Raw genomic sequence first — 25,693 nt, 5'->3', positions numbered from 1 at the left:
TCCCTCCATTATTGATCATAAAGTCTATTTTACCTTTCTCACCGAATTGGAAAAATAGGCTTTAAGTTGCAAAAAAGCCAGTCTGTATATTTTTATACAGAAGAAAACAAGTGACAATTGAAATGATTTTACCTATTCAACAAAAAAAGTCAGTCTTCTAATTAGAAGACCGACTACCTGCTGTTTAGAAAAAGCGTTTAAGGCTTTTCTTGAGTGGAGGGATATCCAGCTCACCTTTTTCAAAGAATTTTTTCAATAAATATTTACTAAAGCCTGCTGCTTGTGTGTACGTGATTTTACCAGGTAACGGTGGTTCATTGGTCACCGCAACATCAATGATCACAGGTTTCTCAGCTTGAAGTGCTTGATCAAAGGCTGGTGCTAGTTCTTCATGTGATGACACCGAGATTCCTTTACCACCGCATGCTTCTGCAAATTTTGCAAAATCAATATCTTCCAGCTCTATACCATAGTTGATGTTGCCTTTTACCTGTTGTTCATATTCAATCATACCAAGGTTGTTGTTGTTTAAGATCACAACGACAATTGGCAGTTTATATTTTACCGCCGTCACAAAATCTTGCATCACCATTGTGAAGCCTCCGTCACCACAGACAGCAATAGCTTGGCGGTTTGGTTCGTTTAATTTAGCTGATATTGCGCCAGGTAACCCACAGCCCATTGTGGCAAGCCAGCTGGAAATAATGAAATCCTGCTGCTTCATTTCGAAATGACGTGCCATCCATACCGTCACATTACCGACATCAACTGAAAGAATGGCATCATCATCGACCGCTTCTTCTAATCTAGCGATGACTTGCTGCGGTTTAAGCGGTGATGTGGCAATAGATTTTTCCTTATCCATTTCTTCTCGCCACTTCATCATGTGCTCTGTACAAGCTTCAAGGAAACCGCGCTGCTCTTTATATTCAATATAAGAGGTTAGTTCATGAAGACCAGTCTTACTGTCACTTACAATCCCCACTTCTACTGGATATCTTTTACCGATCTGATCCGGTTTGATATCCAATTGAATGGCAGGTGTGTCTTCCGGTAAGTAATCCCTATATGGGAAGGAGGTTCCAAGCATGATTAATAAATCGCACTCTTCCATCGCTTCATATGCCGGCTTCGTACCGATCTGACCTAGGTTTCCTAAAAAGTATGGATGCCTGTCTGGAACAACACCTTTTGCAGGAAGTGTAATGACGATCGGTGCAGCTGCCTTTTCTGCAAACGAAAGAAGTTCTTCTTTAGCATTTCTTAATCCTTTTCCTGCTAAGATGACTGGCTTCTTCGCATTGTTAATGAGTTGAGCAGCCTTTAGCAGTTGATCTTTCTTCGGCCGCACATCTCCCTCTACATAAAGAGGTGATGTATAAACGGGACTCCGCTTAATTTTCTGAGAAAATAAATCATCTGAGACAGTGAGAACCGCCACCCCTTTATGGGTATAAGCAGCTTTGATGGCTTGATTCAATAAGTCAGGCAGAGCTTCTGCTGTTTGTACTTGCTGATTAAAGACAGCAACATCGTCAAACATCCGCTCTAATTTGATTTCTTGAAATGCATCTCTGCCTACTTCAGTTGAGGCAACCTGCCCTGCAATCGCTAATACAGGTGCACCATCCGCTTTTGCATCGTATAGTCCATTTAATAAGTGGACAGCACCTGGCCCAGCAATTGATAAACAAACACCAAGTTTGCCTGTTAGTTTCGCATCAGCTGCTGCTGAAAGTGCTGCCACTTCTTCATGTCTTGTTTGTATAAATTGAATTTTGCTTGATTCATGCCTTAGTTCTTCGATTAATTCGTTAATACTGTCGCCGGGCATTCCATAAATATGTTTCACGCCCCACTCTTCCAGTAGCGCTGTTACTTCTTTTCCTGCGGTTCTTTGCGGCATGTGAGAAAACTCCTTTTTTCTTACTCCATACCACCGCACCCTTTTGATCAAACGTTTCAACTTGCTCTTGTTACTTTTTAAAGTGATATGGAAGAGTGGCGACAACAATATCCCGTTTCCATAATAAACGGAACCTTAATAAGAAAGCAGATTGATTATGCAAAATGGTGTGCCATCTTTTTTTCGGAATAAATTGAGGGACGAGTACCATCACTCTATATTGATGCGCATTTGCTTTCGCTTCAATCGTTTCAAGAAACTTATCAAGCGGGTGAATGAGACTTCGATAAGACGAATGTAAAATCACAAGACGCACATCACTATTCAGCTTTTCCCAATCAGCTTCAATTTTCTTGTCTTTCTCTTTATCAAACGATACATGAACCGCTATGACCTGGTCTGATAAGGATTTTGCATATTGAACAGATTGTTCGACGACACGTGTGACACCTGCTATTGGGACGATGACCACATTCCCTTTGATTTCGACAGGCTCGGTTTCATTCAATAAACGTAATTGTTCTCCAACAGACAGATAATGTTTCTTAATAGAATAAAAAATAAATAGAACAATTGGCATGAAAACAAATACCGGCCATACAAGATGGAACTTGGTCAAAATGAGAATCATGAAAACCGTAAATGAAATAAGTGCTCCTACGATATTGATAGGCATTTTCACTTTCCATCCCTGTGGTTTTTCACGAATCCACTTTACACACATACCTGTCTGAGACAAGGTAAATGGAATAAACACACCGACAGCATAAAGTGGAATGAGGTGTTCCGTTTTCCCATCAAATAACCAAATAAGCAGCATAGAAGCTACACCTAAAAAGATAATACCATTGGAATAACCGAGCCGATCTCCTCTCACTGTAAACATGCGCGGCATATATTTATCCTTTGCTAAGTTGACAGCCAATAATGGAAAAGCTGAAAAACCTGTGTTTGCCGCTAATATTAAAATTAAAGCTGTGACAGCTTGAATGACATAGTAGAAAAATGTCCGTCCAAAAGTGTCTGATGCAATCTGTGACACAACCGTTTCTTCTGGCTTTGGCGAGATGCCAAAACCAAACGCAAGCAATGTCACTCCTACAAATAGAACGGCCAGTAATCCCCCCATCATCAATAAAGTTCTCGCTGCATTTTGTGCAGCTGGTTTTTTAAAGGATGGAATTGTATTAGAAATCGCTTCAACACCAGTTAAAGCAGAACAGCCAGACGAAAATGCCTTTAATAAAAGAAATAACGTGATGCCTGATACATGTGTGCCAAATGCTGTATGTTCAGGTGCTGGCGGCACTTGCCCAGTTAATAGTTTAAACCCGCCCACCCCAATTAAAATGAGCAACGAAAAGACAAATAGGTACACAGGATAAGCCAAAATAGATGCCGACTCTGTCAGTCCACGAAGGTTTAACACCATAATCACTAGGACTAATACAATTGAGATCATGACATGATATGGATATAGAGCTGGAAAAGCCGATGTGATCGCATCGGTCCCAGCAGAAATGCTCACTGCTACGGTTAAAATGTAATCGACGAGTAATGATCCACCAGCAACCAGCCCTGGTTTTTCACCTAAGTTTCTGCTGGAGACGACATACGCCCCGCCGCCTTCTGGATATGCATAAATAATCTGGCGGTAAGATAGAATTAACGCCATCAAAAGAATTAATACACAACCTGCAATCGGGAGTGAGTACCAAAACGCTGCCGCACTAACAACTGATAGAACAATTAAGATTTGTTCTGTACCGTATGCGACTGACGACAATGCGTCTGATGACAATAATGCCAAAGCTTTGATTTTTGATAGTTTTTGTTCTCCTGCTGCCTGTGATTTTAATGGTTTACCAATTAAAATACGCTTCATCAAACTGTACATGTGATGCCCGCTCCTTTAGTGTCAAACGATTTGAGTTACAAAATTTGGATCGCCAAAAAGACACAGAGGCAATAGAATGCCCCTGTGCCTATTGTTTAGATCACAGATTGGTCTTTGCTCTCTTTAACGCTTACGAGGTTAGCTGACGGATTCGGGCGCATGAGATTTTGCCCTACCTTAAAAGGATTCACCCCACGTGGTGTTTTATACCACCACAATTGGTTCCCCCGCTCATCGAAATGATTCAGCGATTGGTCTTTTATAAAAGAGATCATACTCCCGTTTGACACCAAAGTAAAGAGATTTTTTCAAGGTCTTTTGATCGTTTAGAACTCAGTCTTTTTACGGTTTTTTCGTACGAAATAGACAATCATCACAAGCACCAAAAGGATGATTGCAGCGATACACACAAAGTAAATCCAAGACTCGCTACTGCTTTGTTTTTCACTTGTTTTCAGACTGTTCGATGTGCTGCTGACGGATTGATGATTAGTAAACACACCTTTGTTTTTACTCTCTATTGCAACTGTTGCTTTTTCTGTATTTGTTTGAAGAAATTGCATTACTTCATTTGACACGTTAGCTTCAGTTGCAGTCATTCCTGAAAAGACTGTCATTGTCTGTTCTTTATTCCAAACAGATGGCTGCGTCCATACAATTCGAGCCGTTGTTTCGTTGATCATGCCGAAAGAAGATACATCATACTGATCCTTTTTCACCGGAACAACGAGATCGGCTGCTTTTTCTTTCAGAAGAGAGAATGTTTGAATGCCTCCGATGAAAATGAGAGGGTGATTTTTCAATTGTTCATTTGTCACTTGAGAAGCTTTCATTAAATGATATTGAGCTACTTCTGGCTGACTAAAAGATTCCGTCACCATGGCCATTTGATTGATTGTTTCACGTTTGATTTGATCTGGTATGATGATCAATGTATTTTTCGAAGTGAACGGGAGCGGCCATGCGGCTAAATCTGGCTTTTCACTCGTTGTTCCTTCTGGTATTTGTAAAGAGCTATTTTTGTCAATGAATATCCAGCCTTCTTCATCCGTATGTCTGCAAGATTCCATGTTTTTAAAACCACTTGTGACAAATTGCAAATCAATATATTCATTTTTTTGAAGTATCTTTGAATCGACTGGAATCGAGACATGATAGAATCCATTCGCATCTTTGCTGCCTAGTTTTGTTAATGGTACGTCGTGCGGTTCGTCATTGATCATAACAGTTAACCGTTCTGTTTTGCTTGCCGCTGTATCAGATTTTTTGAATGAAAGATTGAGCTTTGCACCTGATTTTTGGTTAGCCAGTAGCGCTTTCGGATAATAGTAGTGGTCGGATGCCGTCTTGTTGGTCCCAACCGTGACATCATCTCCGCCAAAATCTTTCAAACGAATCTTGTGAGATGGTTTAGACGTTTGAGCTGCAGCCTTTTGAAGCACTAGGTCTGTTCCAGTCAGTTGATCCGTTAATTCTGACTGAGTCAGAACATTGATTTTTCCAGCGATTGTCACAGGCTTTTCCGCTGTCACAAATAAAATGGGCTGTTCTGTTTTCTTTGCTGTCAAAGTTCTCATCGCTACCGTAAGATGACTGCTTTTTGTTTTAATTCCTGCAGCTTGTTCAATCGATTTCATCCGTCCATCCCAGCTTCCTTTAGCTCCCACAGCAATCGTTGGGTGCGCCACTTGCTTGATGTCCTTTTCTTGGATAAGTTTGATCTCTTTTTGGCGATCTTTGTTTTTCAACGTACGGTATACTTTGATGGCCGCTTCTAATTCAGCTGCATCCGGTGAATTAGGAATTACAATATCTGTCTGTTCTTTCTGATCACCTGTTTGAATAAAAGGTGATGGAAAGCTATCTAATGTGAAATCTTTTGTCTGGATTCCTTTGAATGTAAGTTCACTTTCAGGATACACTTTTAGCCAATTAGCAGGTGTGTCTTGGTTGATACACACGCCTTCTTTTAAAACACCATAAAATGTGACCTGAATGCGATGAGTACCTTCTTTCAATTGTGCTTTGTTCAACTTGATTTGAATCGACTTCTTCTGGTTTTTCCCTGATACAGGGATGGTCTTTTCGATCTCTCCATCAATCATAACAGTGAATGAGGAAGGTGAAATCAATAATGGTGAAGCCTCTATATTGAACGTCAATGTGCTTGACTCTGTTTTTTCCTGATCCACTTGATAGGTAAATTCAGTGCGGTCTTCTTGTCCATATAAGGTCACTACGTCTTCTGATAGATGCTGCGTTTTTGTTTTGCTTTCTTTTGAAGATTGAACCCAATCATCTTTGACTTGAACTCGGTTGGATTGCGCCATTGCTTGACCTGCCATGAAAAAAGGCTGGATCGCTAAGGATAATCCTAATATATAAATCAACCATTTTAACGATTTCAATATGTCACCCGCTTTTCTTTTGTTGTTGATTGTAACGCTCGGTTTTGTACCATTTCACTTCTTGTTTCAATAATCGGCTTTTCACCTCTACACATAAGGAGTACACAACAAGCGCAATCCATACTTGGGAATAGGTAAAGTACATGAGAACGACAATGAGAATATTTTGTTTGGTCAGCTCTGTTTTCTCTATGCTTAACGTAATCATCACTTCTGTTAAAAAGAGAAAGAAGGCTAATCCCCATAGGATGAGTGCCACAGCTCCCACAGATAAGTGAAGATCAACGAATAAGTTTACGATAAAAATGCCGTTGGAGAGCAGTACACCAAAGAAAAATAGGAAATACGTAAAGAAAAAATAAAATAAATCGAAAATCATTCGTTTCCGTTTTAATTTCATAAACTGCCTTAAAAATTTGAGCACAACATATTGGTTGCCTCTAGCCCAGCGTGTTCTCTGCCGCCACCAGACTTTCCATGTTTCAGGCTCTTGTTCCCATGTAATCGCAGCAGGAAAGAACCGAATCACATAGCCCAGATTATACACACGAATTGTTAATTCAGTGTCTTCAGCTAGTGCATGGACATCCCAGCCGCCAAGCTCTTCTAAAATGTGCCGACGGATCGCAAAGTTGGTGCCTGGTATTGTCGCAATGCCAAACCATTTCCATCTCCCGCCTTGCGCCATCCACTGGAAGCAGATCGTTTCTATGTTAATGAATTTTGTCAGGAGGTTTTTGGCTGCATTGATGACCCTGAATTTCCCGACAACAGCACCTGCTTTAGGATCATTCAATAATCCAAGAACCAAATGGTAGACGGCTTTCTTTTCAGGCATATTGTCTGCATCGTATACACAAATAACGTCTCCTGTCGAAGCCTTCAAGCCTTCATTCAGTGCAGTAGATTTCCCCTTCCCTGCAAATGGCGGTTTTGTTTCAATCATATGGACATGATCGTATTGCTCACTAAATGATTGCACAATCTCCCCTGTACGATCAGAGGAATTGTCATTAATCACAATGATTTCAAGAAGGTGTTTGGGATAGGATAACTGGACCATGGCTTTTAGCGTCTGCCGAATGACCACTTCTTCATTATGTGCTGGAATGAGAATGCTGACGGTCGGCAGATCTTTCCCTTGTTTCGTCCATTTAGGCAGCACTTCTTCGTAAGTTAAATAGTGCTGAAAGCCTCCCTGCATCAGAAACATATGATATAGGAGCATGATCCAAATCAGTATTAATGATAGGTAAAATAAGATATCAGCCACCTGATTTTCTCTCCTTAAAGATCCGTTTTTTCATCGTCAGCCTTAAATACAATGTGTAAAAAGCAAATGCCACAATAAAGAGCAGTACCACCATTGTGAGTATTCGAAGCATATTTTCCATCCCGCTTCGTTTGTTTGTTTTTGGTTCAGCTATACTGGATTGCTCTATTTGAATATGTCCATTTCCTGCTGTTTTGATCTGGACATTCTGAGTTTGAACAGTCTGTTGTGTTTTCTTTAAATCTAGCCATTCACTAGAAGGGATCGCATCCATTTGTGTGATTACATCTTGCAGCCCATCTATCCCCGCTTCCACATCATAGGACAGCCCAATGGCGGCGGATTGGATATGCTGCATGGATTGAATTGTTTGCTCAGTCAGTATGTTTGTACCTTCTTGGTCAGACGCTGTATCTATAGACTGTTCAGGATATAAAGTCATGCCATGAAGCATGGCGGGTGTCGACAAAAACGGTGATGCACTTCTTGTTTTCCATGTACGGTCTGAGAGCTGCACCTGTCCAAATAGACTGGACACATGGCGGGAAATCACTTCATAGCCTTGCAGGGAAATGGCGTCATTTGGCACTTCAAATGCAAGCGGATATAACCCCTGCTGCGCGAGCAGTTCAATGCCTTTTGTCAGCTTTTCTTCTGTATAGATGGCTTCTTGATGTTGATTGGATGTGATATACGCATTAAAATCTTTTTCATTCGGAAAAAAGCTTTTGTTCAGCTGCTGATCAGCTTTCTCTGGTTCATTTGACGTAACGGGCTGATCGTACTTTACATCCCAGAATTCAAAGCCTTTACCCGACTCCTCCGTTCGATACGTACGGCTAAACCCGTGAAGAACGATACTAGCTCCATTGCTTTGCAATTGTGTTAACACGTGGACAAGTTTAGGCCGGTCACTGAGCGTCACTTCATCCCCTGTTGCTGGATCAATCCATATAGGGGTCACCGCCAGCAGAAAAGGGATATGGCGAGCTGTTACGTATCGTCCAAGTTCAAGTAACTTCTTCTCATCCGTGACGGGGTTAATCTTCCCAATCTGTAAGTACTTTGTCGTCGTTTGATTAGAAGCCGGCAGGAGACTTTCCAGCACCTCTGCAAGCAGCTTGTCGTGCTGAAGGATATTTAGCATTCCGACATATGCCGCACCTTCTTTTGTTTGAATCACAAATGGCTGTTCAGCTTGATTTTTCTTCAATAAGAATTTACGTTGCAGATCTGTCCCTTGAACCGTCTGAGCTGTGATTCCTCTCTCAAGCTGACGGTATTCTTGATCATCAGTATCTTTGATTTGACTGATGTGATCTTGTTTGTGAAAAGTAAGCGTGGAGAATGGGCGAAGCTGTTCCGCATTGTATCCTATTGCAATTAAGCGTTTTGATTCGTTTATGAGACGAATGGTTTGTGCTTTCAACGTTCTCTTTTCTTCACCTATATAGATAACTTGCTGAAAGTCATTGAGGTTCTTTTCAGTGATTTGTTCATCAGATAAAATGGTCGTTCGTGTGGAAAAATGCCCCACAAGTACATCAAGCATATGAACAGTTGGCGTTGTCTCACCTGATTGTGTGGAATAGACGATGAGAGTCCTGGACTCTGTCTCAAGTGCACCGGCTGATGTACTGTCTTTGATCGAAAGCATAGAGAAAAGAACGATTAACAAACAACATTTCGTCAAAACATTAAAGTTCATTCATCATCATCTCGTTTTCTAGTTCTTCTAAAAATTGCTCTGGTGTCCGATAGTCCGAGCTGCTTGTTAAATGACAGACATGAAAAGTTAAGGTCACTTCACGACCATTTAGCAGGACATGCGTTTGCAGTTTATCCTTTAGCTTTTCAAGAACGATCGAGACGTTTTCTGCAGGTGTGTGAGTGAGCAGCAGCCCGATTCGTTCCTCGGATAATCGAAATTTCTTATCGGTTTCTCTCACACTTTCGCGAATCTTCATACTGAGTTGCTGGAAAAGATGCTGCATTTCTTTTTCTCCATATAATGTTTTGAATTCCGCTGAGTAGTGCATATGAAGAAGGATAAAGACGAATGGCTGTTTATATCGTTCTGCTCGTTTCATTTCCTCAGACAATTCGAGTCTCATCCGCTCTGCATTGTCAAAGCCTGTGGTTGAGTCAATCGCTACAAATTGTTTGATGGCCCTCTTTTGTTGGTCAATGGTGTAACGCATCGTTTTGATTCGCTCATGCACATTTCCAGCAGAAATAGCAAAAAAGAGAAGCGCCACGCCCCATATCACGACATCTTGCAACGTTTGATGAGAAAAGAGTGAATTTGTGTGACCAAGCTCTGTAAAGAACATCCCGCTTCCTATAAAGAACAAAATCAACAAAGTAAAAACCAATGCTGGCAAAATACCAAATAAAATGCCGCATCCTATCACGACAAATGTGAGTGTGATGATCATGACACTCTCCGCATCACGTCCATTCAAGTAGCCCATAAATAAAATGAGTCCCGCAAACGTGAGGAGCAGCGTATAATACGTGCGATAGGTGTTACTGAATAACCTTTTCATTTAGAAGCTCCCTTTCTGCAATTAGAGGCAATAAATTATCAAATGAGTGTGTATCTTTTTCGTTCATATAGCCTCCGTAATAAGGCTTGAGAGGATCTTGGATTTGCAGCTCTTTCATTCGGTGATAGACGTCTTTTGCAAAATCATCTTCTCCTTGTTTGAGTGCATATAAGATCACCAGTGCATAGACCGAAGGTGATTCATACGTCACTGCTGGCTGTAATGTGCTCAGTTTATATCGTCCATACAGTTTTCCTTCCTTTTGGAAGTTGGTTTTCAGCCATTTCATGATGACTGTTGTATCAACCTGTGCACGTTCGGCATAAAGAGCCGTATAAAGCTGGTCGATCAAGTTGATTTCCTGATCAAATGAGTAGACTTTCTTCGCTATGTCATAGGATTTTGGAAAAAATCCTTTTTGTCTCGGTGCATTTTTTAGAATGGCCAATTGGTTGTTCATCATTTGTTCTGTGAATAGGTGGAGGGATACTAGTTCTTTGATTGCTTTTGGGTCAATATATGAAAGTGTGATTGTATGTGAAGTTTGCTTTGTCGATGCATCATAATAGTCGGTCAACATACCCTTGAACATGTTTTTGTCTTTTAACGCTTTTGCGATTTTTTTGGCTGTGGTTTGATACACTGACTTCTGCCACAATTGATCTGCTTTTTGAAGCGCTGTTACTACACGTAAGTCATCAACTAAAGCATTGACTTTGCTTTTTTGATGAGATTCGATTTGCCAGCTAAGAAGATCATGTTCCAGTAAGAATTGAGTGCGCAGGACGTCTACCTGTTGATCAAAAGATGTTTGATCTTTTTTTCTAACAAGATAATCCATCCAAAGTCCGAGCGATTCTGATAAGTAAGTAGGCTGCTCCGCAAGCGAGGTCCGGATCATGCCTTGATCTGTCATTAAGTGGTGAGTCATAAAGTACTCTCCTGACAATACTGGCTTTGCAGGTTCTGGTTGAGCTGAATGTTGCTGCTGTTTCCAGGTACATCCGCCTAGTAGAATGACAATGAGTATAGCGATAGCTGTACGATATATGGGTGTATCCATTCGTGTCCCCTTTCAATCCTTGTTCTCTCTAAGCATCTAACGATTTATTATAGAGCGTTTCTGTTTAAATGAAAATAAATATTTTATACCAAATTACGAGTCTTTTCGCTTACATATTCCCATTTACAGAAAAACAACATGTCAAAATACTCGAACAAACAAAAAACCCATGCGAATTCACATGGGTTTTTACACAACTATTGATCTAATTTTAGTTTCTTCAATTGTTCTGCAAGTGCGTTATTGATTGGTTCTTCCACTTTCTTTTGTTTCTTCATATATTTAGACACATCGTGCTTACTGGCTCGTTTTTGATTGGATTGTGATTTGCGCTTTTCGAAAACAGACAGTTTCTCTCTATGACCACAAACACAGGCAAATATTTTGCCATCACCTTCTCCTCGTAGCTCAAGCTTTTTATGACAGTTCGGGCAGCGTGCATTTGTTTTCTTTGCCACATTTTTTCGATGTCCGCATTCTCTATCCTGACAAACAAGCATGGTGCCGTTTTTCCCGTTCACTTTTAACATGAGTTTTCCGCAGTCAGGGCAATGTGTGCCTGTCATGTTGTCATGCTTAAAGGTTTGGTTCGTTTGTTTGATTTCAGATACGGCTTGTTTTGCATATGACTTCATTTCACTCATGAATTGAGAAGCTTTCATTTGACCTTTTGCAATTTTAGACAGCTTTTGTTCCCATTCCGCTGTTAACGCAGGTGACTTTAAATCTTCAGGTACTAAAGAAAGAAGCTGCTTCCCTTTCGATGTGATGAAGATGTCTTTGCCTTTTTTCTCAATTAAGAAGCTGTTAAACAGTTTCTCAATGATATCAGCTCTAGTTGCCACTGTCCCCAATCCACCCGTTTCGCCAAGGGTTTTCACTAAGTCTTTTTCCTTGTTCTCCATAAATGCAGACGGGTTCTCCATGGCAGATAAAAGGGTCGCTTCGTTAAAACGAGCAGGAGGTTTCGTTTCGCCTTTTGTCTCTTTTAATTGGCGTACGTCAAGTGACTGCCCCTCTGTTAATGCCGGCAAGTGCTGATCTGCTTCGGCTGATTCCTCGTCTTCATAGGAATCATCGTACACGGCTTTCCAGCCGGCTGATTGCACAATTTTTCCTTTCGCTGTGAATGTCTCACTGCCGATCTTGGCGATCACTGTTGTTTCCTCATATTCAAAAGGGGTCATCAGTACAGCGAGGAATCGCTTGGCAATCAGGTCATATAATTTACGTTCTTTATCGCTTAATGCACCTGGATACAGCTCTTCCTCGGTTGGAATGATCGCATGGTGATCTGACACTTTGGCATCGTTGACGAAGCCTTTATGCGCTTTAATGCCTGATTGTAGAATGCGATTCACATGCTGTGCGTAAGGTCTAACGTTCATTCCTTTGAGTCGATCTTTTAATGTAGGCACGATATCTGCCGAAATGAAACGTGAATCCGTACGCGGGTACGTGACGAGCTTATGCTGCTCATACAGACGCTGAAGTGTAGACAATGTTTCTTTTGCTGAAAAACCGTAGCGTTTATGGGCATCACGCTGCAATTCTGTCAGGTCATACAATCCTGGAGCAAAGGCTTTTTTCGCTGTTTTTTTCAGTGCATCAATCACTGCAGGTTTTCCTTTACAGGCTGCCAAGCGCTCCTTCACTACATCTTCTTGGAATGTACGGTTTTGTTTTGTCTTTGCATCCTGCCAAGTCAGCGTCAGTCCGTCAACTTGTGCAGTCAGCCCAAAGAACGGCTTCGGCTGGAATTGCTGAATGTCTTCCTCTCGCTTGGCGATCATAGCAATCGTTGGCGTTTGCACACGTCCACAGGATAACTGCGCATTGAACTTCGTTGTCAGCGCTCTTGTTGCGTTGATCCCTACAATCCAGTCGGCCTCTGCACGCGCAACCGCCGAGCGATACAGGTTATCATACTCTCTACCGTCTTTTAATCGTTTGAACCCTTCTTGAATGGCTTTGTCTGTAACAGACGAAATCCATAGACGTTTTAGAGGCTTTTTCACATGTGCTTTTTCAAGAATCCACCTTGCCACAAGCTCCCCTTCACGTCCAGCATCTGTTGCGATGACAATGTCTTTTACATCTTTTCTCGCCAGCTGCGCTTTAACCGCTTGGAACTGCTTCCCTGTCTTTTTCATCACGACAAGCTTGAGTGGTTCTGGAATAATTGGTAAATCCTCTAGGCGCCAGGATTGAAATTCTTTCCCGTAGCCTTCTGGATCAGCCAGTGTGACCAAATGGCCAAGCGCCCACGTGACAATGTATTGATCTCCTTCTAAAAAACCATTTCCTTTTTTATGACACTTCAGCACACGCGCTAAGTCACGTCCTACTGAAGGTTTCTCTGCTAATACAACTGTTTTTGACACTAAATTTCACATCTCTTTCTTCTATCCATCCTTTTATTATAGCAGACGTGGAGATGTGGTTCTAATGACGGATTATTTCTTCAAGCGCTTGATGATTTCGTTTGTGATTTCTTGTGTTCGATAAGCCCCGCCGATGTCTGCCGTTAAAAAGCCGTCTGCTGTGACTGACTCGATGATTTCGAGCAGGTGTGTACCGAGTTCTTCCTCTCCGAAATGATCAAGCATGAGTTTAGCGGTCCAAATTTGACCGATTGGGTTGGCGATTCCTTTTCCTGCAATGTCTGGGGCTGACCCATGTACAGGCTCAAACATTGATGGATATTTGCCATTTACATTGATGTTGGCAGCAGGCGCCACGCCAATACTTCCCATAATGGCTGCCCCAAGATCAGTTAAAATATCGCCAAATAAATTACTGGCAACAATCACATCGAATTTCTCAGGTCTTGTCACAAAGAAGGCTGAAAGCGCATCAATGTGTTGCGAGTCTGCTGTCACCTTTGGATAATCCTTGGCTACGTCTTGAAACACTTCATCCCAAAATGGCATTGTATGAACGATTCCATTCGATTTGGTTGCACTTGTCACATGCTTTCGTCTCTTTTCTGCTACTTGAAAGGCAAAACGCATGGCTCGTTCTGTCCCTTTTCTTGAGAAAACAGCATTTTGAATGGCAAGCTGATCTTCCCCTTGATAGATGCGGCCTCCAATTTCACTATATTCACCTTCACCGTTTTCTCTTACAACAAGAAGATCGAAATCCTTTGGGTGAGCAAGCGGGGAGCGAATGCCGCTCAGCTGTTTTGCAGGTCTAACGTTGATCACTTGCTCAAATTCACGTCTAATTTTAATGAGCAATCCCCAAAGTGATACATGATCCGGCACTAAATTGGCATCTCCGACTGCTCCTAAGAAAATGCTGTCAAAGGCTTTTAGTTGTTCCAATCCATCCTTTGGCATCATTTCGCCATGCTCTAAATAATACTCACAGCTCCACGGAAAGTCCTGAAAGGTGAAAGACAGACCGCCATGCACATCTGATACCGCTTTCAAAACTCGAATAGCTTCAGGCACAACTTCCTTTCCAACCCCGTCACCTGGTATCGCTGCAATTGAAACATGCTTCATTGATTTTTTCCCCCTTTGTTATCGGTCGACCGTCGACCGTTTTATTTGAGTTTACTAAAGAGTGCGTGTTCTTACAATGGACAAAAGACGCTTTTTTTGATCAAAGCGCCTTTTTATCCTGCATCAGCACATGGGGCTTCTGTTTCTTTCTTCCCGCACTTTTTTTATCTGAAAGCAGCAAACCTCCTAAGGTCAGTGCTGTTCCAAGCCCAGACATGAAGGTCAAGCTCTCGTGAAGAACGATCATTGAAATGATCATCGTGATAATAGGCACTCCATAAATATACATACTTGATTTCACCACACCGATCGTCTTCACGGAAAAGCTCCATGTCAGAAAACAAATAGCAGATGCAAAGACGCCTAAAAACAGCAAGTGGAAGGCAAACGATGGATTGGTCAACCGCTCCCAGTCTAAACGAACCTTAAAATGCCAGATCAGTGGAATCATCCATAGCAGTCCGTAAAAGAAGACACGCCTTGTTACCTGAATGATATGGTAGCCATATTGGTTGATCATCTTCGATAAAATGGAATAGAATGCCCAGACGATGGTTGCTGTTAATGCTAAGGCATCACCGAGTGGATTCAATTGAAACGTCGTCATTCCATTCATGCTAATCAGCACGATTCCCGTCATCGCGATGAAAAAGCCTATGAAAAACCGGCTGTGCAGCGGCTCATCTTTTAATAAAAAATAAGCCAATAAAAAAGAGAAGAATGGGACAACGGAGCTGATGACACCTGCATTCGAAGCGAACGTATAAGTAAGTGCGACATTTTCTAAAAAGTAATATAAGACCACACCGCATAAACCTGCCAGCGCAAACATCCCTTCATGCTTTTTACTTTGCACCTTCATCGTAAACGGATAGATGATCATCAGAGCCAAGTACCCTATAAAAAAACGGAAAAATAAAATCTCTGTTGGAGAAAAAGCCGTTAATAATATTTTGGTAGAGATAAAGGTAGATCCCCATAAAAAAATGGTGAACATGGCCGCTAAATGACCGAGCAGCTGTTTATTTTTCATCAGCTGTTACCTGCTTTACAAAAATTTGCTGATACTGCCCTGGCGTGAGCCCAATAAATTCTGAAAAGAAATGACTCAAATGACTTTGATCAGAAAATCCAGCGGAGGCAGCCGCATCTACAGGCTTCAATCCTTGGGCGAGAAGCTCCTTCGCAAAGTTCACTCTGACTGTCTGTAAATAACGATACGGCGTGATGCCTCTAAACTTTGTAAAAGCACGCAGCAATGAATATTTGTTCATGGACACAAGCTCGCCTAAGTCTTCTAACGATATATTTTCCGTGAGGTGTGTTTCGATATATTGCTGTACGTCTCGGACTTTTTGTTCGTTGGCACGTGTGGCTGATGCTTTTTCCTCTGAGGTATCAGCATAGGCTTCAATCAATTGTTTCATAAAGAAATAGAAGGTTTCCTGTTTATTCAAAGCAGGAGCTTCTTCTGTGATCATTTGATGTAGATCATATAATGGCTTTGTTAGTTCACTTTGTGAAAACACAGGGGCTTTAAAATGCGGTTTGTGCTGAAAGACCTTCTCTAGCACACCTGCTTCAATATTTAAGCAGCGATAATCGAGTGTCCTGTGATCAATTTGTTCACATGCGTGATTATCATACGGATTAAAAAGAAGGATATCACCTTTTTCAATGATGTATTCTTGATTTTGGCAGACCAAACGTCTTTGACCGTCTTCAATAAATCCAATCACATAATATGTATGAAAATGATTCGGGAACTTTTGCATGATGCCATGAAAGCGATATGCCTCTATTTGTAAGTCTTGATCAAAATGTACAGTTCGTTCCTCTTGTGTGTTCATGTCGATCCCTCTTTTCGCTGAACTGATCATAAGTGTAGCACACCCCTTTTCTCTTGGATTGTACGATATTGACTTTTTGATGCAGGCTTGCCTAGAGGGAAAAACTTGGATAACATGAGATAAAAGATGATGTATAAAAGAGGGAATGATGGCATGAATTCATTCGAGATGGAAAGACCAACACCGTATCACATGCAATTTTATGAACAGCTGAAGCAAATGATTTTTGATGGCCAGTTTCAGCCAGGAGAGCGCATCAATGAAACACAGCTTGCCAAACAATTTGGCGTAAGCCGATCACCGGTAAGAGAGGCGATGAGGCTGTTAGAAAAAGACGAGCTCTTAATCGCGGATCATCGATCAGGCTATTCCGTCTATACGTTAACAGAAAAAGATGTCGAGGAGCTTTATCAAATTCGGGTAGCTTTAGAAACACTTGCTGTTGAGCTTGCCTGTAAGGAAGCCGTGCAAAGAGAAATGGATGAAATTGAGCAGGTTCTCACGCAGGCGGACGAAGCGATCAAGCAGCAGCTGCCCTCTAAAGAGATCGTCCAGTTACATGAAGCCTTTCACCAAAAAATCATTTTGGCGAGTCACAATGACCGCTTATCCAAACAATTGAATCACGTAAATGCACTCATTCACTATTGCCGCATCTTTCATTTTAGCGGCGGGGCTCGTGCTGAAACCATTCAAAGAGAGCATGCAGCCATCTATTCTAAAATAAAAAAGCGCCGCTCCACAGAAGCCGTTCAAGCAATGACGGAGCATTTATTGCATGATGTGATGCACTTAAAGCAAGTACTCTCTGAAACAAACAAGGAGTAAAGGACTTTCCCCATTTTTTAAGCATTCCATGAACATATTTTGAATTTTTCGTAGATTTCAGCATGTCCAGACGATCTTTCGTTTATATTAGAAGATGAGAAACTAGCTTTTATACAGGAGGATTTGTATATGCATACAAGTATTAGCCGTCTGAGACAGGCGGGTTTTATTGAGGGTATGTCTCTTTTAACCCTTCTTTTAATTGCCATGCCTCTAAAATATTTTGCGGATATTCCGATGGCGGTCACCATTGTGGGCTCTCTTCATGGCGCATTGTTTGTGATCTACATGCTCATTTTGGCATATGTGACATTTAAAGTTCGCTGGCATTTGAAATGGTCCATCGCCGGATTCTTTGCGGCATTCATTCCTTTCGGCAACTTCGCCTATGATAAGGTGCTTCGCCAGTATGATACAAAAGCTTAATCAAAAGGGCTAAAACGAAATTCGTTTTAGCCCTTTTTCTACACGCTGACGTATTTTTTAAATCGATACATATTTCACAATGGCTGCTTGACGTGTCATTTCGTGATATGCCACCCATAATTCATCACCTGGCAGTACGCTAGTGATCGGATCGATTGGCTGTTTCACTTCATACATCACGCCATCTCTCTCAATCTGAATGATCGCTAACGGCTGGTTGCCGATGACACCAGAAAATGTGACATGGGTCACTTTTGCACTTCCTTGTTTCTCTTGCATAAGACTGATTTCTTTATCCAGCTCTTCTTGTTTTGTCTGCATCGTGATTTGAGTTCCTGGCGCGACCTCCATATGGTCAGGGATGAATTGACTGACCGTTTTTGTGATGGATTGACCTCCGCTAGAAACCGTCACATCCAGCATAATAGGCTTCTGATCATGAATTGTGACTGGATATTGCTTCACCCGTTGGATCGTTCCTGTTAATGTCACGTCTTTCCCCGCACGATTCCGCACTTCATGCCCATAGGCTGCCATTTTCAACTGACCGCTGATGTCAACGAGATCGGCTTTTTCTCCTGTTCTAAACTCAAAACCAGCGGCTTGAATCATCGGAATGGTATACCTTTTCTGATCTGCTTCAAATGTAAGCGATAAGACGGTGCCACGTCCTACGGTTCCATATGATTCTATGTTTCTTAAAATAGCGCCTTTGATGAACTTTGGCTCGCTCGGCTGCGAGAAGTCACCCTCTTTTAAGAGCATCGCTTTTTTCTTTTTCGGATTGTAGAGAATGGCGATACGCTGACCCGGTTGCGGTATCTGAGTATAGGATACAACCGTTTTAACCGCCTTCTCGATATTTTCCCCATCATATTGAAATTGAAGCTGCATGTTGACCAGCGGCTGTTCATTGATGTAGGTACCCGTTTCTTTGACAGATACAATATTGGCTTCTAATGTGACACTGTCTTTTATCTTGTTCTTTCTCACCAGTCTCAAAATCGGCGGCAGGAAGATCGCTAGCACAAATAACAGCAGTGGGATAAAGAGCCATATCGCCCAGTTGAGAATGAGTGGGCCGCCCTTCATGACATATTGCATAAAGGTGTCAACAGACGTTTGGTGGGCTGGACTGGCATTTTCGATTGAGATGACCTTTTGCAAAGGGAATTCCTTTAGCTGTTTGCTTTTCGCCTCAAATGCCCCCGATAATTGGTTTCCAAGTGAATAATAGAGCCAATCGCTCTTCACATTTTTATGAAAAGAGAGATCTTCTTTTTGTAAAGATTCATATGACAACGACTGAAAAAGCTTGCTGGCAGACGTCGCCTTATTCGTGCGGTGATTATAAATATAACCAGTCAGCTTGCCTTTTGCTTCGTCCTTTGCTGTAGAGCCTGCAAGAAGAACTTCTTCTTCATTCAGCTGGTAGATAAAGGTTTGGTAAATCGGTTTTGGTGTTGGGACGACTTCCCCAAGCCTTCCCTCTGCATCCACTTTCCTTGGTCTTTTTGGATAGTTGGATTCGACAGCGACAGCAACGTTTTGTGATGATCCGATCGTTTTTTGCAGCTGCTGCACGACTTTATCTTCAATGAGGCTGAACGATTCTGCACTTTTGGAGACATAGACCCCAAGCTGATGCTTCTCGTTTGAGATTCCGCTGACATACGCCTTCTGGTCATTTTTCAAAGTCAATTCAAACATAGGGAATGGGGTCTGCCCTCTAAAAGAATTCATGACGACATCGATGGAAACAGGTCTTGCTGGCAGCTTCAGCTCGTTGAGATTGTGGACATGAAACTGACCATTCTTTAGCTCACCGAGGACCGCAGCGGCACCTTCCCTCTCTCCTGTAAACAAGAGTCGTCCATTCCATTGATATGTATTCGTTTTTAAAAACGAGGGTATCTGTAGATTTTGCTTAACGAGCTCTTTCTTTTCCCCGCTCGGCGTTAGTTTCTCGATCAACAGCTGCCCCTCTTTATTTTTTAAAGCAAGTAAGAGGTTGTTCCCTTGAATAGATGGCAGCATTTCATTAAACGTATCGCTTTCCGTGGTCCATTCACTGATTCTTTTTCCTGATTGAGGATCATACATTGCAAAATGGAGCTGCTGGTTTTTTGATACAGCACTCACCACTCGTTTTCCTTCATCGAATGTAAATATTTGTTTGACGTCATATTGCGTCGCTTTCCCTGCTGACAAATCATCTTGGTAATGGTTCCACACCAAGACACTAAGAATGATTGCTGGAATAAAGAAGACAATATACCTGAGGAAAATCACTGGTATTCTTTTCACTTGATCGCTTCCTTTCATGGAGTTCCTTTTTCTTATACGTCAGTGCAGCGAGAATGTTTCATGCTAGAAGAATACCATTCCAATTTTCTAAATCCATATTTTACATATTTGATTGTTTACGATAAAATCCAATCAGATTCAAAAAAAGGATGTTATCTCAATGGATAAGCTATCATCGATCATTCTAGCGGCTTGGCTGCGTGTTCCCCGTTGGTTCAAGCAAGGGGTGCTCGTATCTATTACCATTTTCTTTTTTTATATGTGCTTTGTAAAGGGGCTGACTAGCTGGCACACCTTGCCGCCTGTCACTTTGCTCGCATGCGCCATTTGTTCCTTCTTCATCTGGTTGGTGTGGCTAAACAGTCAAAAAAATAAGTAAAAAGGAGAATTTCATGAAAGAATCCATCTTTTATTTTGCTATCTCTTTTGTTCTTCAATGGGTTTGGTTTGGGGTTGTGCATCCAGATAGAGGCGTGACACTGCTGGACATGTTGATCTTCTCTATTTTGTTTACGGTGATGTTCTTTTTTATTGGCCGGATTTGGAGGTATCAGAAGAAAGGGCGAAGGGAGTAATGATGAAGCATTTCCTCTTTCTGTCGATGAGTGTTCGTTGTTCTATTATTGGCGGCGAATCTTTTTGAAGGGGATATCATGCGGATGGTGTCCGCTTTTAAACTAAAAAAGGCTGCCAAATAGATGGCAGCCCGTTTCTTACTCTTTTCATGCAAATAAATAATCAATGTTTAATCTCCGTCACGGAGTGTATGAATTAAGATTCGATCATATCAGTGTGTCATATGTGTTCCGAGTGAACCTACGTTTGAAAGTAAACGCCATGGAAGTTCTGGATAACAAGACAACGAAAGCCCTACCTCTCATTCGTCCTTACGGCTCCGAAGCCGTGCCAGTGTGAATTGTAAATCAAAACGTCTTTTTTCCATTCTTCCGCTTTTATAGGGGGCGGTTGCAGAAGGAAAAGAATAAGTTTGTTCGCTTTGACAGCGTCTCGTTCTTATCAAGTAGAAGCTCTATTGCTTCTCATTATGTCATAGAAAAAAGAAAGTTTACTTTCTTTATTTATTTGCTATTTCAACACTTAATATAAAACTATAACACGTTCCCCCAACTTACGCAAGTGTTAAAGTGATAATTCTGCTGGTGTCCGGTTTCCTTCGTTCATATAACGAATGGAGGTTGGGTCAATCTTAAGGATCACTAGGTTTGGATCATCTTTTCCTTTAAACCATTTCTCCATCTCATCTGACCAAAGGCGGTCGATCAGTTCTGGATCATCAGTTAATGTGGCTTTACCTGCGATTTCTGCATATGTGTCCCCAAATCCTTCACCTGAATAACCAATGAGAATATGAACATTCGGATTTTTTTCAATCTCATCCGCTTTATGTGTTTCTTTGCTTGTTGGTGTATATAATGTCAGCCCTTCATGAAAAAAAGTCATATAGCGGGTATGCGGCTTATTTTGTTCAACAGTCGCCAATGTTCCCACTTTTTGTTCGTCTAATAAGTTCATTACCTTTTGCTTTAACTCTTCTTGTGACATGTATCTTCACTCCTTCAAAATGTCATCCGTACTCTTAGGTTTCCACGACAATCCATTCATTAAACAAAGAAATGTGTTTTTCATAAAAAGACATCTTCTAGCTGATGCTATAGAAAACGGACACATTGAAAGGGGATGTTGAATATGCATCATGAAACGATGTTCCATTTGAGTTCACTTGTTATTGCAGCGGTTGTTGTGGGCATTATCATATGGTCTGTCTCATCTGTACAGAAGAATCGGAAGAAATACTAAACATACCGCCCAATCAAATCTGGGCGGCGTGCTATTGATCATGTATTCATAAAGGAACCGCCGTTGACGTGAAGTGTCTGTCCCGTCATATAAGACGATTCGTCCGAAGCAAGCAGTACATAGCAGCCTACATGCTCCACAGGCTGTCCTGGTCTTCCCATTGGTGTCTCGGCCCCGAAGCTTTCGACACTGTCTTCATCAAATGTAGATGGAATGAGCGGCGTCCAAATTGGACCGGGTGCTACACCGTTTACCCGAATTCCATCTTTCACAAGCGACTGTGCCATAGAACGAGTAAAGCCGTTGATGGCCCCTTTTGTCGCCGTATAATCAATGAGCACTTTGTTGCCTCGATACGGGTTAATAGATGTTGTATTAATAATGGAACTTCCCGGTTTTAAGTAATCGAGTGCCTTCTTCGTAAAATAAAAATAAGAATAGAAATTGGTTCTAAAGGTTTGGTGAAGCTGTTCACTAGAAATATCTTGAATACGTTCTTTCGGATGCTGTTCGGCCGCATTATTGACTAAGATGTCCAGCTTTCCAAAGGCTTCAACTGTCTTTTCTACCGCTTTCTCACAAAAGGCTTCGTCCCCGACATCCCCTGCAATTGTTAAACATTTGACGCCTTCCTGTTCTACACGTTTTTGCGTATCCTCTGCATCCTCATGTTCATTTAAGTATACGATCGCGACATGAGCTCCTTCTTTGGCATACGCGACAGAAACGGCACGTCCAATTCCGCTGTCTCCCCCTGTAATCAGCGCTACTTTTCCTTTTAGCTTACCAGACCCTTTATACGATTCATCCTCATAGATCGGCGCAGGATTCATTTCTCTTTCACTGCCTGGCTGCTGATCCTGCGTTTGGCGCGGAATGCCATTTGTTAAGTATTCACGTAAATCCATGTGTAAGCTCCTCCTTGATTTGTTGATGTATCCTTTCATTACCACTTCATTTTTTCACTCAAACATCCCTATGCGTCATCGATGCGTTTTGAAAACTGACAGGTTTCAGGATGAGAAAAATCGGTTACATAAACATAAAAAAGGAGCGTTCTCACATGCTGTCAACCATTTCTAAAACCTTTAGCAGACCAAAAGGCTGGCTCGGAAGCATCGCAGGTTTTATTATGGCAAATGAAAATAAGGCACTGAATCAATGGGCGATCCAGCATTTAGATTTATCAGATGGTGAAAACATATTGGAAATAGGCTATGGCCCCGGCTATAGCATCAAACATATGCTCAAGCATTTTGACGATCTTCACATTGATGGACTAGATGCTTCTTCAACTATGAAGGAACAGGCGCATTCGCGTATAAAGAAACGATCCAAAGAGAAGCAGGTCAGGCTGTATGTCGGGAAAATTGAAAAAACGCGCCTGCCGGCGGATCAGTATGACAAAGTACTTTCTGTTAACAATTATACGATTTGGGATGACCCAAAGGCTGGCGCACTCAACCTTTATCACACCTTGAAGCCGGGTGGAACACTCGTCATTGTGATGCAACCAAGAGAAAAAGGAGCGGACGCCAATCGAACAAAAGAAATGAGCGAAAGCATCCTCAATGATTTAGAATTTGCTGGATTTGATCAGTTTTCTGTTGAATATGAGGAGATTCGTCCCACCCTCGCTGTCTGTGTCACAGCAAAAAAGCCGAGAAGCGAATAAGCTCTCGGCTTTTTTCTTACCATTTTGCCTCTTTGACAAATTGATAAAAAAGTTGATGTAATTTCTGTTCAATCTCTTCCTTTGTTCCTTGTCCATAAAGCGCCATGCTTTCTTCGCTTTCAATGATAGATGAACTGATCAGGCTAAACATTTCAGACCCTTCTTTGCCAAGCTCTAGCGGCGCTAGCATGAGGAGCATTCTGGACATAAGCTGCTGCCCGCCATCCATGCTTTTGATCTCGTATGCCTCATCAAGATCATAGATATGAAAGACCGGTTTCTTAATGAGATCATGCTTTAAGTGAAAAAGAGCAAACTCGGTTCCTGGAATGCCTAAACCACCTTGCTGCTCACGCTCAAGCAAACCGGCTGTCACTTCGTCTGCACGTTCTAAATAGCCTTGACTTTCAACCTGACGCATCAGCTCTCTCATTGTTGACTCATGCTGCTCCGTCGTCTTCTTTTTTTCGATTGTAAAATGGGACAAGATACTGCGAATCACTGACATATAATTCGTGATTTGCTCTGCCATCCCTATCATATCAACCGTTTCCTCCACCGATTCTTTTGCAGATTCCTGCGCTCTTTTTTTCTCAATCAGATAAGGAATTTTTCGTTTAATATGAGACTTGACCCGCACTGCGTCATCCTCGTTTAAGAGCGGGCTGACCATAATGTAATCAATATGCTCATAGGGGATCGGCACGGTTGATACAATCATGTCATAGCTTGCAGCGTCGATTTCCTTTAGCTCCATTAAGGAAGATAGATCGAATTTGGCGATTTCAGGCAATTCTTTTTTCAATCGTGATGCGAGCATTTTTGACGAACCGATACCGCTTGAGCAAACGACCAATGCATGAATCTTGGTTTCTTCTTTTTTAATTTCAAGCACCGAACCAAAATGAAGCACGATAAAGGCAATTTCATCCTCTGGAAATTCAATCTCAGGAAAGAAGCGCTCCACACCTTCTTCAATCGCCATGAACAGCAAGAAGTAGTCTTTTTTTATTTGTTGTGTGAGCGGATTATAAATCCGCATCTTTTCTTTTAATCGGTTCATAGCTGGTTCAAGATGAGACACGAGTCCCTCATACAATGAATCGTTTTCATTTAAATGATAGCCTGTTTTATGAGAAATAAAGTCAATGAGTTTCTTCGTTCTCAGCGCGATATCTAACTCAATCTCATCAATGCGGTATTCTGCCGTAAAGCTTCGATTTGCACTGCGCAAATGGATGGTCATGTATCCAACTTCAGCTTCAGGAATCTCTACATTAAACATGCGTTCTAATGCTCGTGCGATTCTGAGTGAAGATTCAAATTCCTTCGTCCGCTTTAATTCAAGCAATTCTTCCTCTTCCATCCGAATGGTTTCACCGATTTGAATGCGTTCAATGGCATAGGTTAAGTGAACGACAAGTGCAATATAGGCACTATCTGACAACGAGAGAGAGAGTCTGTTTTTCAAATGAAAGAGCAGCCTTTCTACCTTGAGCAGCTGTCCTCGACTGACTACCCCAAACACCTTTTCAGTCGCTTTCGTTCGATGTTTAATATTCATTTCAATCGTTTCGAGAAATAATTGAATGTCGAGACGGTCCACGATCAGGTTCCCGACAATTTTTCGTTTGGCTTCCTCCGGTCCTTTTAATTCAATGCCGTACCCACGCTTGCGGATAAGCAGTAAACCGTAAGGAGCGATCCAGTCCGTCAGTTCATCTAAGTCGTAGCTGATGGTCGCATTTGTGACCTGCAAGTCAGCTGCAAGTGTATATAATTTCACCGGTTCTTTTGCTTCAAGCAGGGCACATAGGATTAAGAGCTTCCGTTCATCAGAACTATATTCAATTTGGTCTTCATTTGAAATATGAGACAGAAGCCGCTGTTTGTCTTCCTGTTCACCGACCGCCTTCAAGCCCTTCCCCGGCTGTTTATCAAGTGATAGGTTGTAATTCTTTAAAATAGGTTTAATGGATTTAAGTTCTCTATGAATGGTTCTTGTACTTACTTGAACAGAATCGGCGATCTCACGAATGGTGACATAACGATTTTGCTGAATCATATATTTGATCACTTTCTGTTCTCGTGCCGTTATGTACATGAAATGCCTCCTTCTGCTTAAATAGGTCTATTGTCACACTTTAATATAAAACGCTTTCACTGATCGATGCAACCTGA

The 25,693-nt window shown here is 41.7% G+C and carries 20 protein-coding genes and 1 riboswitch; of the genes, 5 read left to right on the top strand and 15 right to left on the bottom strand.

Annotated elements, in window-relative coordinates; translation table 11 throughout:
- Nucleotides 1-184: 184 nt before the first annotated feature.
- From NSQ70_RS02485 to NSQ70_RS02435, 11 genes are all read right to left on the bottom strand, one after another.
- Nucleotides 185-1,906 carry a pyruvate oxidase gene (locus NSQ70_RS02485; RefSeq protein WP_019743133.1) on the bottom strand — a complete coding sequence of 574 codons (1,722 nt, stop codon included), beginning with the start codon at nt 1,904-1,906 and terminating at the stop codon, nt 185-187.
- Between the two features lie 70 nt (nt 1,907-1,976).
- Nucleotides 1,977-3,803, bottom strand: a complete 1,827-nt coding sequence (locus NSQ70_RS02480; RefSeq protein WP_035703793.1) for an APC family permease — start codon at nt 3,801-3,803, stop codon at nt 1,977-1,979.
- A 112-nt stretch (nt 3,804-3,915) separates the two neighbouring features.
- Nucleotides 3,916-4,063: riboswitch (cyclic di-AMP (ydaO/yuaA leader) on the bottom strand.
- Between the two features lie 66 nt (nt 4,064-4,129).
- Nucleotides 4,130-6,211, bottom strand: a complete 2,082-nt coding sequence (locus NSQ70_RS02475; protein WP_342502424.1) for a cellulose biosynthesis cyclic di-GMP-binding regulatory protein BcsB — start codon at nt 6,209-6,211, stop codon at nt 4,130-4,132.
- 4 nt (nt 6,212-6,215) lie between these two features.
- Nucleotides 6,216-7,484, bottom strand: coding sequence for a glycosyltransferase (locus NSQ70_RS02470; RefSeq protein WP_342502423.1), 1,269 nt, complete (start codon nt 7,482-7,484; stop codon nt 6,216-6,218).
- A complete protein-coding gene (locus NSQ70_RS02465; RefSeq protein ID WP_342502422.1) occupies nt 7,477-9,192 on the bottom strand; it encodes a DUF2334 domain-containing protein in 1,716 nt (571 codons plus the stop codon). Before NSQ70_RS02465 ends, NSQ70_RS02470 begins: the two co-directional genes overlap by 8 nt.
- Nucleotides 9,182-10,033 (bottom strand): GGDEF domain-containing protein, encoded by an 852-nt coding sequence (locus tag NSQ70_RS02460; RefSeq protein WP_035390404.1) that lies wholly within the window; start codon nt 10,031-10,033, stop codon nt 9,182-9,184. Before NSQ70_RS02460 ends, NSQ70_RS02465 begins: the two co-directional genes overlap by 11 nt.
- A complete protein-coding gene (locus NSQ70_RS02455; RefSeq protein WP_135010091.1) occupies nt 10,014-11,096 on the bottom strand; it encodes a glycosyl hydrolase family 8 in 1,083 nt (360 codons plus the stop codon). The genes NSQ70_RS02460 and NSQ70_RS02455 overlap by 20 nt, the downstream gene beginning before the upstream one ends.
- Nucleotides 11,097-11,293: 197 nt before the next feature.
- Nucleotides 11,294-13,480, bottom strand: a complete 2,187-nt coding sequence (locus tag NSQ70_RS02450) for a DNA topoisomerase III (RefSeq protein WP_286068992.1) — start codon at nt 13,478-13,480, stop codon at nt 11,294-11,296.
- Between the two features lie 72 nt (nt 13,481-13,552).
- Nucleotides 13,553-14,608, bottom strand: coding sequence for a tartrate dehydrogenase (locus tag NSQ70_RS02445; protein WP_342502421.1), 1,056 nt, complete (start codon nt 14,606-14,608; stop codon nt 13,553-13,555).
- A gap of 100 nt (nt 14,609-14,708) precedes the next feature.
- On the bottom strand, nt 14,709-15,641 hold the full coding sequence (locus NSQ70_RS02440; RefSeq protein ID WP_058336789.1) for a DMT family transporter: 933 nt from the start codon (nt 15,639-15,641) through the stop codon (nt 14,709-14,711).
- Nucleotides 15,631-16,458, bottom strand: a complete 828-nt coding sequence (locus tag NSQ70_RS02435) for an AraC family transcriptional regulator (protein WP_342502420.1) — start codon at nt 16,456-16,458, stop codon at nt 15,631-15,633. Before NSQ70_RS02435 ends, NSQ70_RS02440 begins: the two co-directional genes overlap by 11 nt.
- A gap of 153 nt (nt 16,459-16,611) precedes the next feature.
- Here NSQ70_RS02435 and NSQ70_RS02430 point away from each other — a divergent pair, with 153 nt between their 5' ends.
- Nucleotides 16,612-17,286, top strand: coding sequence for a GntR family transcriptional regulator (locus tag NSQ70_RS02430; RefSeq protein WP_045035043.1), 675 nt, complete (start codon nt 16,612-16,614; stop codon nt 17,284-17,286).
- A gap of 129 nt (nt 17,287-17,415) precedes the next feature.
- Entirely contained in the window at nt 17,416-17,712 is a 297-nt protein-coding gene (locus NSQ70_RS02425) for a DUF3817 domain-containing protein (protein ID WP_008347156.1), read from the top strand.
- A 57-nt stretch (nt 17,713-17,769) separates the two neighbouring features.
- Here the strand turns inward: NSQ70_RS02425 and NSQ70_RS02420 are convergent, their stop codons facing one another.
- On the bottom strand, nt 17,770-20,019 hold the full coding sequence (locus NSQ70_RS02420; RefSeq protein WP_342502419.1) for a hypothetical protein: 2,250 nt from the start codon (nt 20,017-20,019) through the stop codon (nt 17,770-17,772).
- A 160-nt stretch (nt 20,020-20,179) separates the two neighbouring features.
- Here NSQ70_RS02420 and NSQ70_RS02415 point away from each other — a divergent pair, with 160 nt between their 5' ends.
- Nucleotides 20,180-20,398, top strand: a complete 219-nt coding sequence (locus tag NSQ70_RS02415; RefSeq protein ID WP_144668130.1) for a hypothetical protein — start codon at nt 20,180-20,182, stop codon at nt 20,396-20,398.
- Nucleotides 20,399-20,411: 13 nt separating this feature from the next.
- Complete coding sequence (locus NSQ70_RS02410) at nt 20,412-20,594, top strand: hypothetical protein (protein WP_041091160.1); 183 nt, start codon at nt 20,412-20,414, stop codon at nt 20,592-20,594.
- Nucleotides 20,595-21,159: 565 nt separating this feature from the next.
- On the opposite strand, the gene NSQ70_RS02405 is transcribed toward NSQ70_RS02410, so the two are convergent.
- Together NSQ70_RS02405 and NSQ70_RS02400 are read right to left on the bottom strand one after the other, a co-directional pair.
- The gene (locus NSQ70_RS02405) at nt 21,160-21,582 is read right to left on the bottom strand and encodes a pyridoxamine 5'-phosphate oxidase family protein (RefSeq protein WP_342502418.1); all 423 of its coding nucleotides are present in this window, start codon (nt 21,580-21,582) and stop codon (nt 21,160-21,162) included.
- Nucleotides 21,583-21,875: 293 nt separating this feature from the next.
- Nucleotides 21,876-22,745: an SDR family oxidoreductase gene (locus NSQ70_RS02400; protein WP_035390424.1), complete on the bottom strand. Its 870-nt coding sequence runs from the start codon at nt 22,743-22,745 to the stop codon at nt 21,876-21,878.
- 155 nt (nt 22,746-22,900) lie between these two features.
- Between NSQ70_RS02400 and NSQ70_RS02395 the strand changes: the two genes are divergently transcribed.
- On the top strand, nt 22,901-23,512 hold the full coding sequence (locus NSQ70_RS02395) for a class I SAM-dependent methyltransferase (protein ID WP_024720226.1): 612 nt from the start codon (nt 22,901-22,903) through the stop codon (nt 23,510-23,512).
- A 16-nt stretch (nt 23,513-23,528) separates the two neighbouring features.
- On the opposite strand, the gene NSQ70_RS02390 is transcribed toward NSQ70_RS02395, so the two are convergent.
- Nucleotides 23,529-25,616 (bottom strand): BglG family transcription antiterminator, encoded by a 2,088-nt coding sequence (locus NSQ70_RS02390; protein WP_008347174.1) that lies wholly within the window; start codon nt 25,614-25,616, stop codon nt 23,529-23,531.
- Between the last annotated feature and the right edge of the window lie 77 nt (nt 25,617-25,693).

Origin of the sequence: Bacillus sp. FSL R5-0397 (assembly GCF_038593395.1) — a bacterium.
Classification (GTDB): Bacteria; Bacillota; Bacilli; order Bacillales; family Bacillaceae; genus Bacillus; species Bacillus altitudinis.
This window is presented reverse-complemented; position numbering and strand designations above follow the sequence as displayed.

What these genes read in the sequence shown, in the direction of transcription:
- NSQ70_RS02485 (WP_019743133.1), bottom strand. Translation starts at nt 1,906, where the DNA reads ATGCCGCAAAGAACCGCAGGAAAAGAAGTAACAGCGCTACTGGAAGAG.
- NSQ70_RS02480 (WP_035703793.1), bottom strand. Translation starts at nt 3,803, where the DNA reads ATGTACAGTTTGATGAAGCGTATTTTAATTGGTAAACCATTAAAATCA.
- NSQ70_RS02465 (WP_342502422.1), bottom strand. Translation starts at nt 9,192, where the DNA reads ATGAACTTTAATGTTTTGACGAAATGTTGTTTGTTAATCGTTCTTTTC.
- NSQ70_RS02460 (WP_035390404.1), bottom strand. Translation starts at nt 10,033, where the DNA reads ATGAAAAGGTTATTCAGTAACACCTATCGCACGTATTATACGCTGCTC.
- NSQ70_RS02455 (WP_135010091.1), bottom strand. Translation starts at nt 11,096, where the DNA reads ATGGATACACCCATATATCGTACAGCTATCGCTATACTCATTGTCATT.
- NSQ70_RS02445 (WP_342502421.1), bottom strand. Translation starts at nt 14,608, where the DNA reads ATGAAGCATGTTTCAATTGCAGCGATACCAGGTGACGGGGTTGGAAAG.
- NSQ70_RS02440 (WP_058336789.1), bottom strand. Translation starts at nt 15,641, where the DNA reads ATGAAAAATAAACAGCTGCTCGGTCATTTAGCGGCCATGTTCACCATT.
- NSQ70_RS02435 (WP_342502420.1), bottom strand. Translation starts at nt 16,458, where the DNA reads ATGAACACACAAGAGGAACGAACTGTACATTTTGATCAAGACTTACAA.
- NSQ70_RS02430 (WP_045035043.1), top strand. Translation starts at nt 16,612, where the DNA reads ATGAATTCATTCGAGATGGAAAGACCAACACCGTATCACATGCAATTT.
- NSQ70_RS02425 (WP_008347156.1), top strand. Translation starts at nt 17,416, where the DNA reads ATGCATACAAGTATTAGCCGTCTGAGACAGGCGGGTTTTATTGAGGGT.
- NSQ70_RS02415 (WP_144668130.1), top strand. Translation starts at nt 20,180, where the DNA reads ATGGATAAGCTATCATCGATCATTCTAGCGGCTTGGCTGCGTGTTCCC.
- NSQ70_RS02410 (WP_041091160.1), top strand. Translation starts at nt 20,412, where the DNA reads ATGAAAGAATCCATCTTTTATTTTGCTATCTCTTTTGTTCTTCAATGG.
- NSQ70_RS02405 (WP_342502418.1), bottom strand. Translation starts at nt 21,582, where the DNA reads ATGTCACAAGAAGAGTTAAAGCAAAAGGTAATGAACTTATTAGACGAA.
- NSQ70_RS02400 (WP_035390424.1), bottom strand. Translation starts at nt 22,745, where the DNA reads ATGGATTTACGTGAATACTTAACAAATGGCATTCCGCGCCAAACGCAG.
- NSQ70_RS02395 (WP_024720226.1), top strand. Translation starts at nt 22,901, where the DNA reads ATGCTGTCAACCATTTCTAAAACCTTTAGCAGACCAAAAGGCTGGCTC.
- NSQ70_RS02390 (WP_008347174.1), bottom strand. Translation starts at nt 25,616, where the DNA reads ATGTACATAACGGCACGAGAACAGAAAGTGATCAAATATATGATTCAG.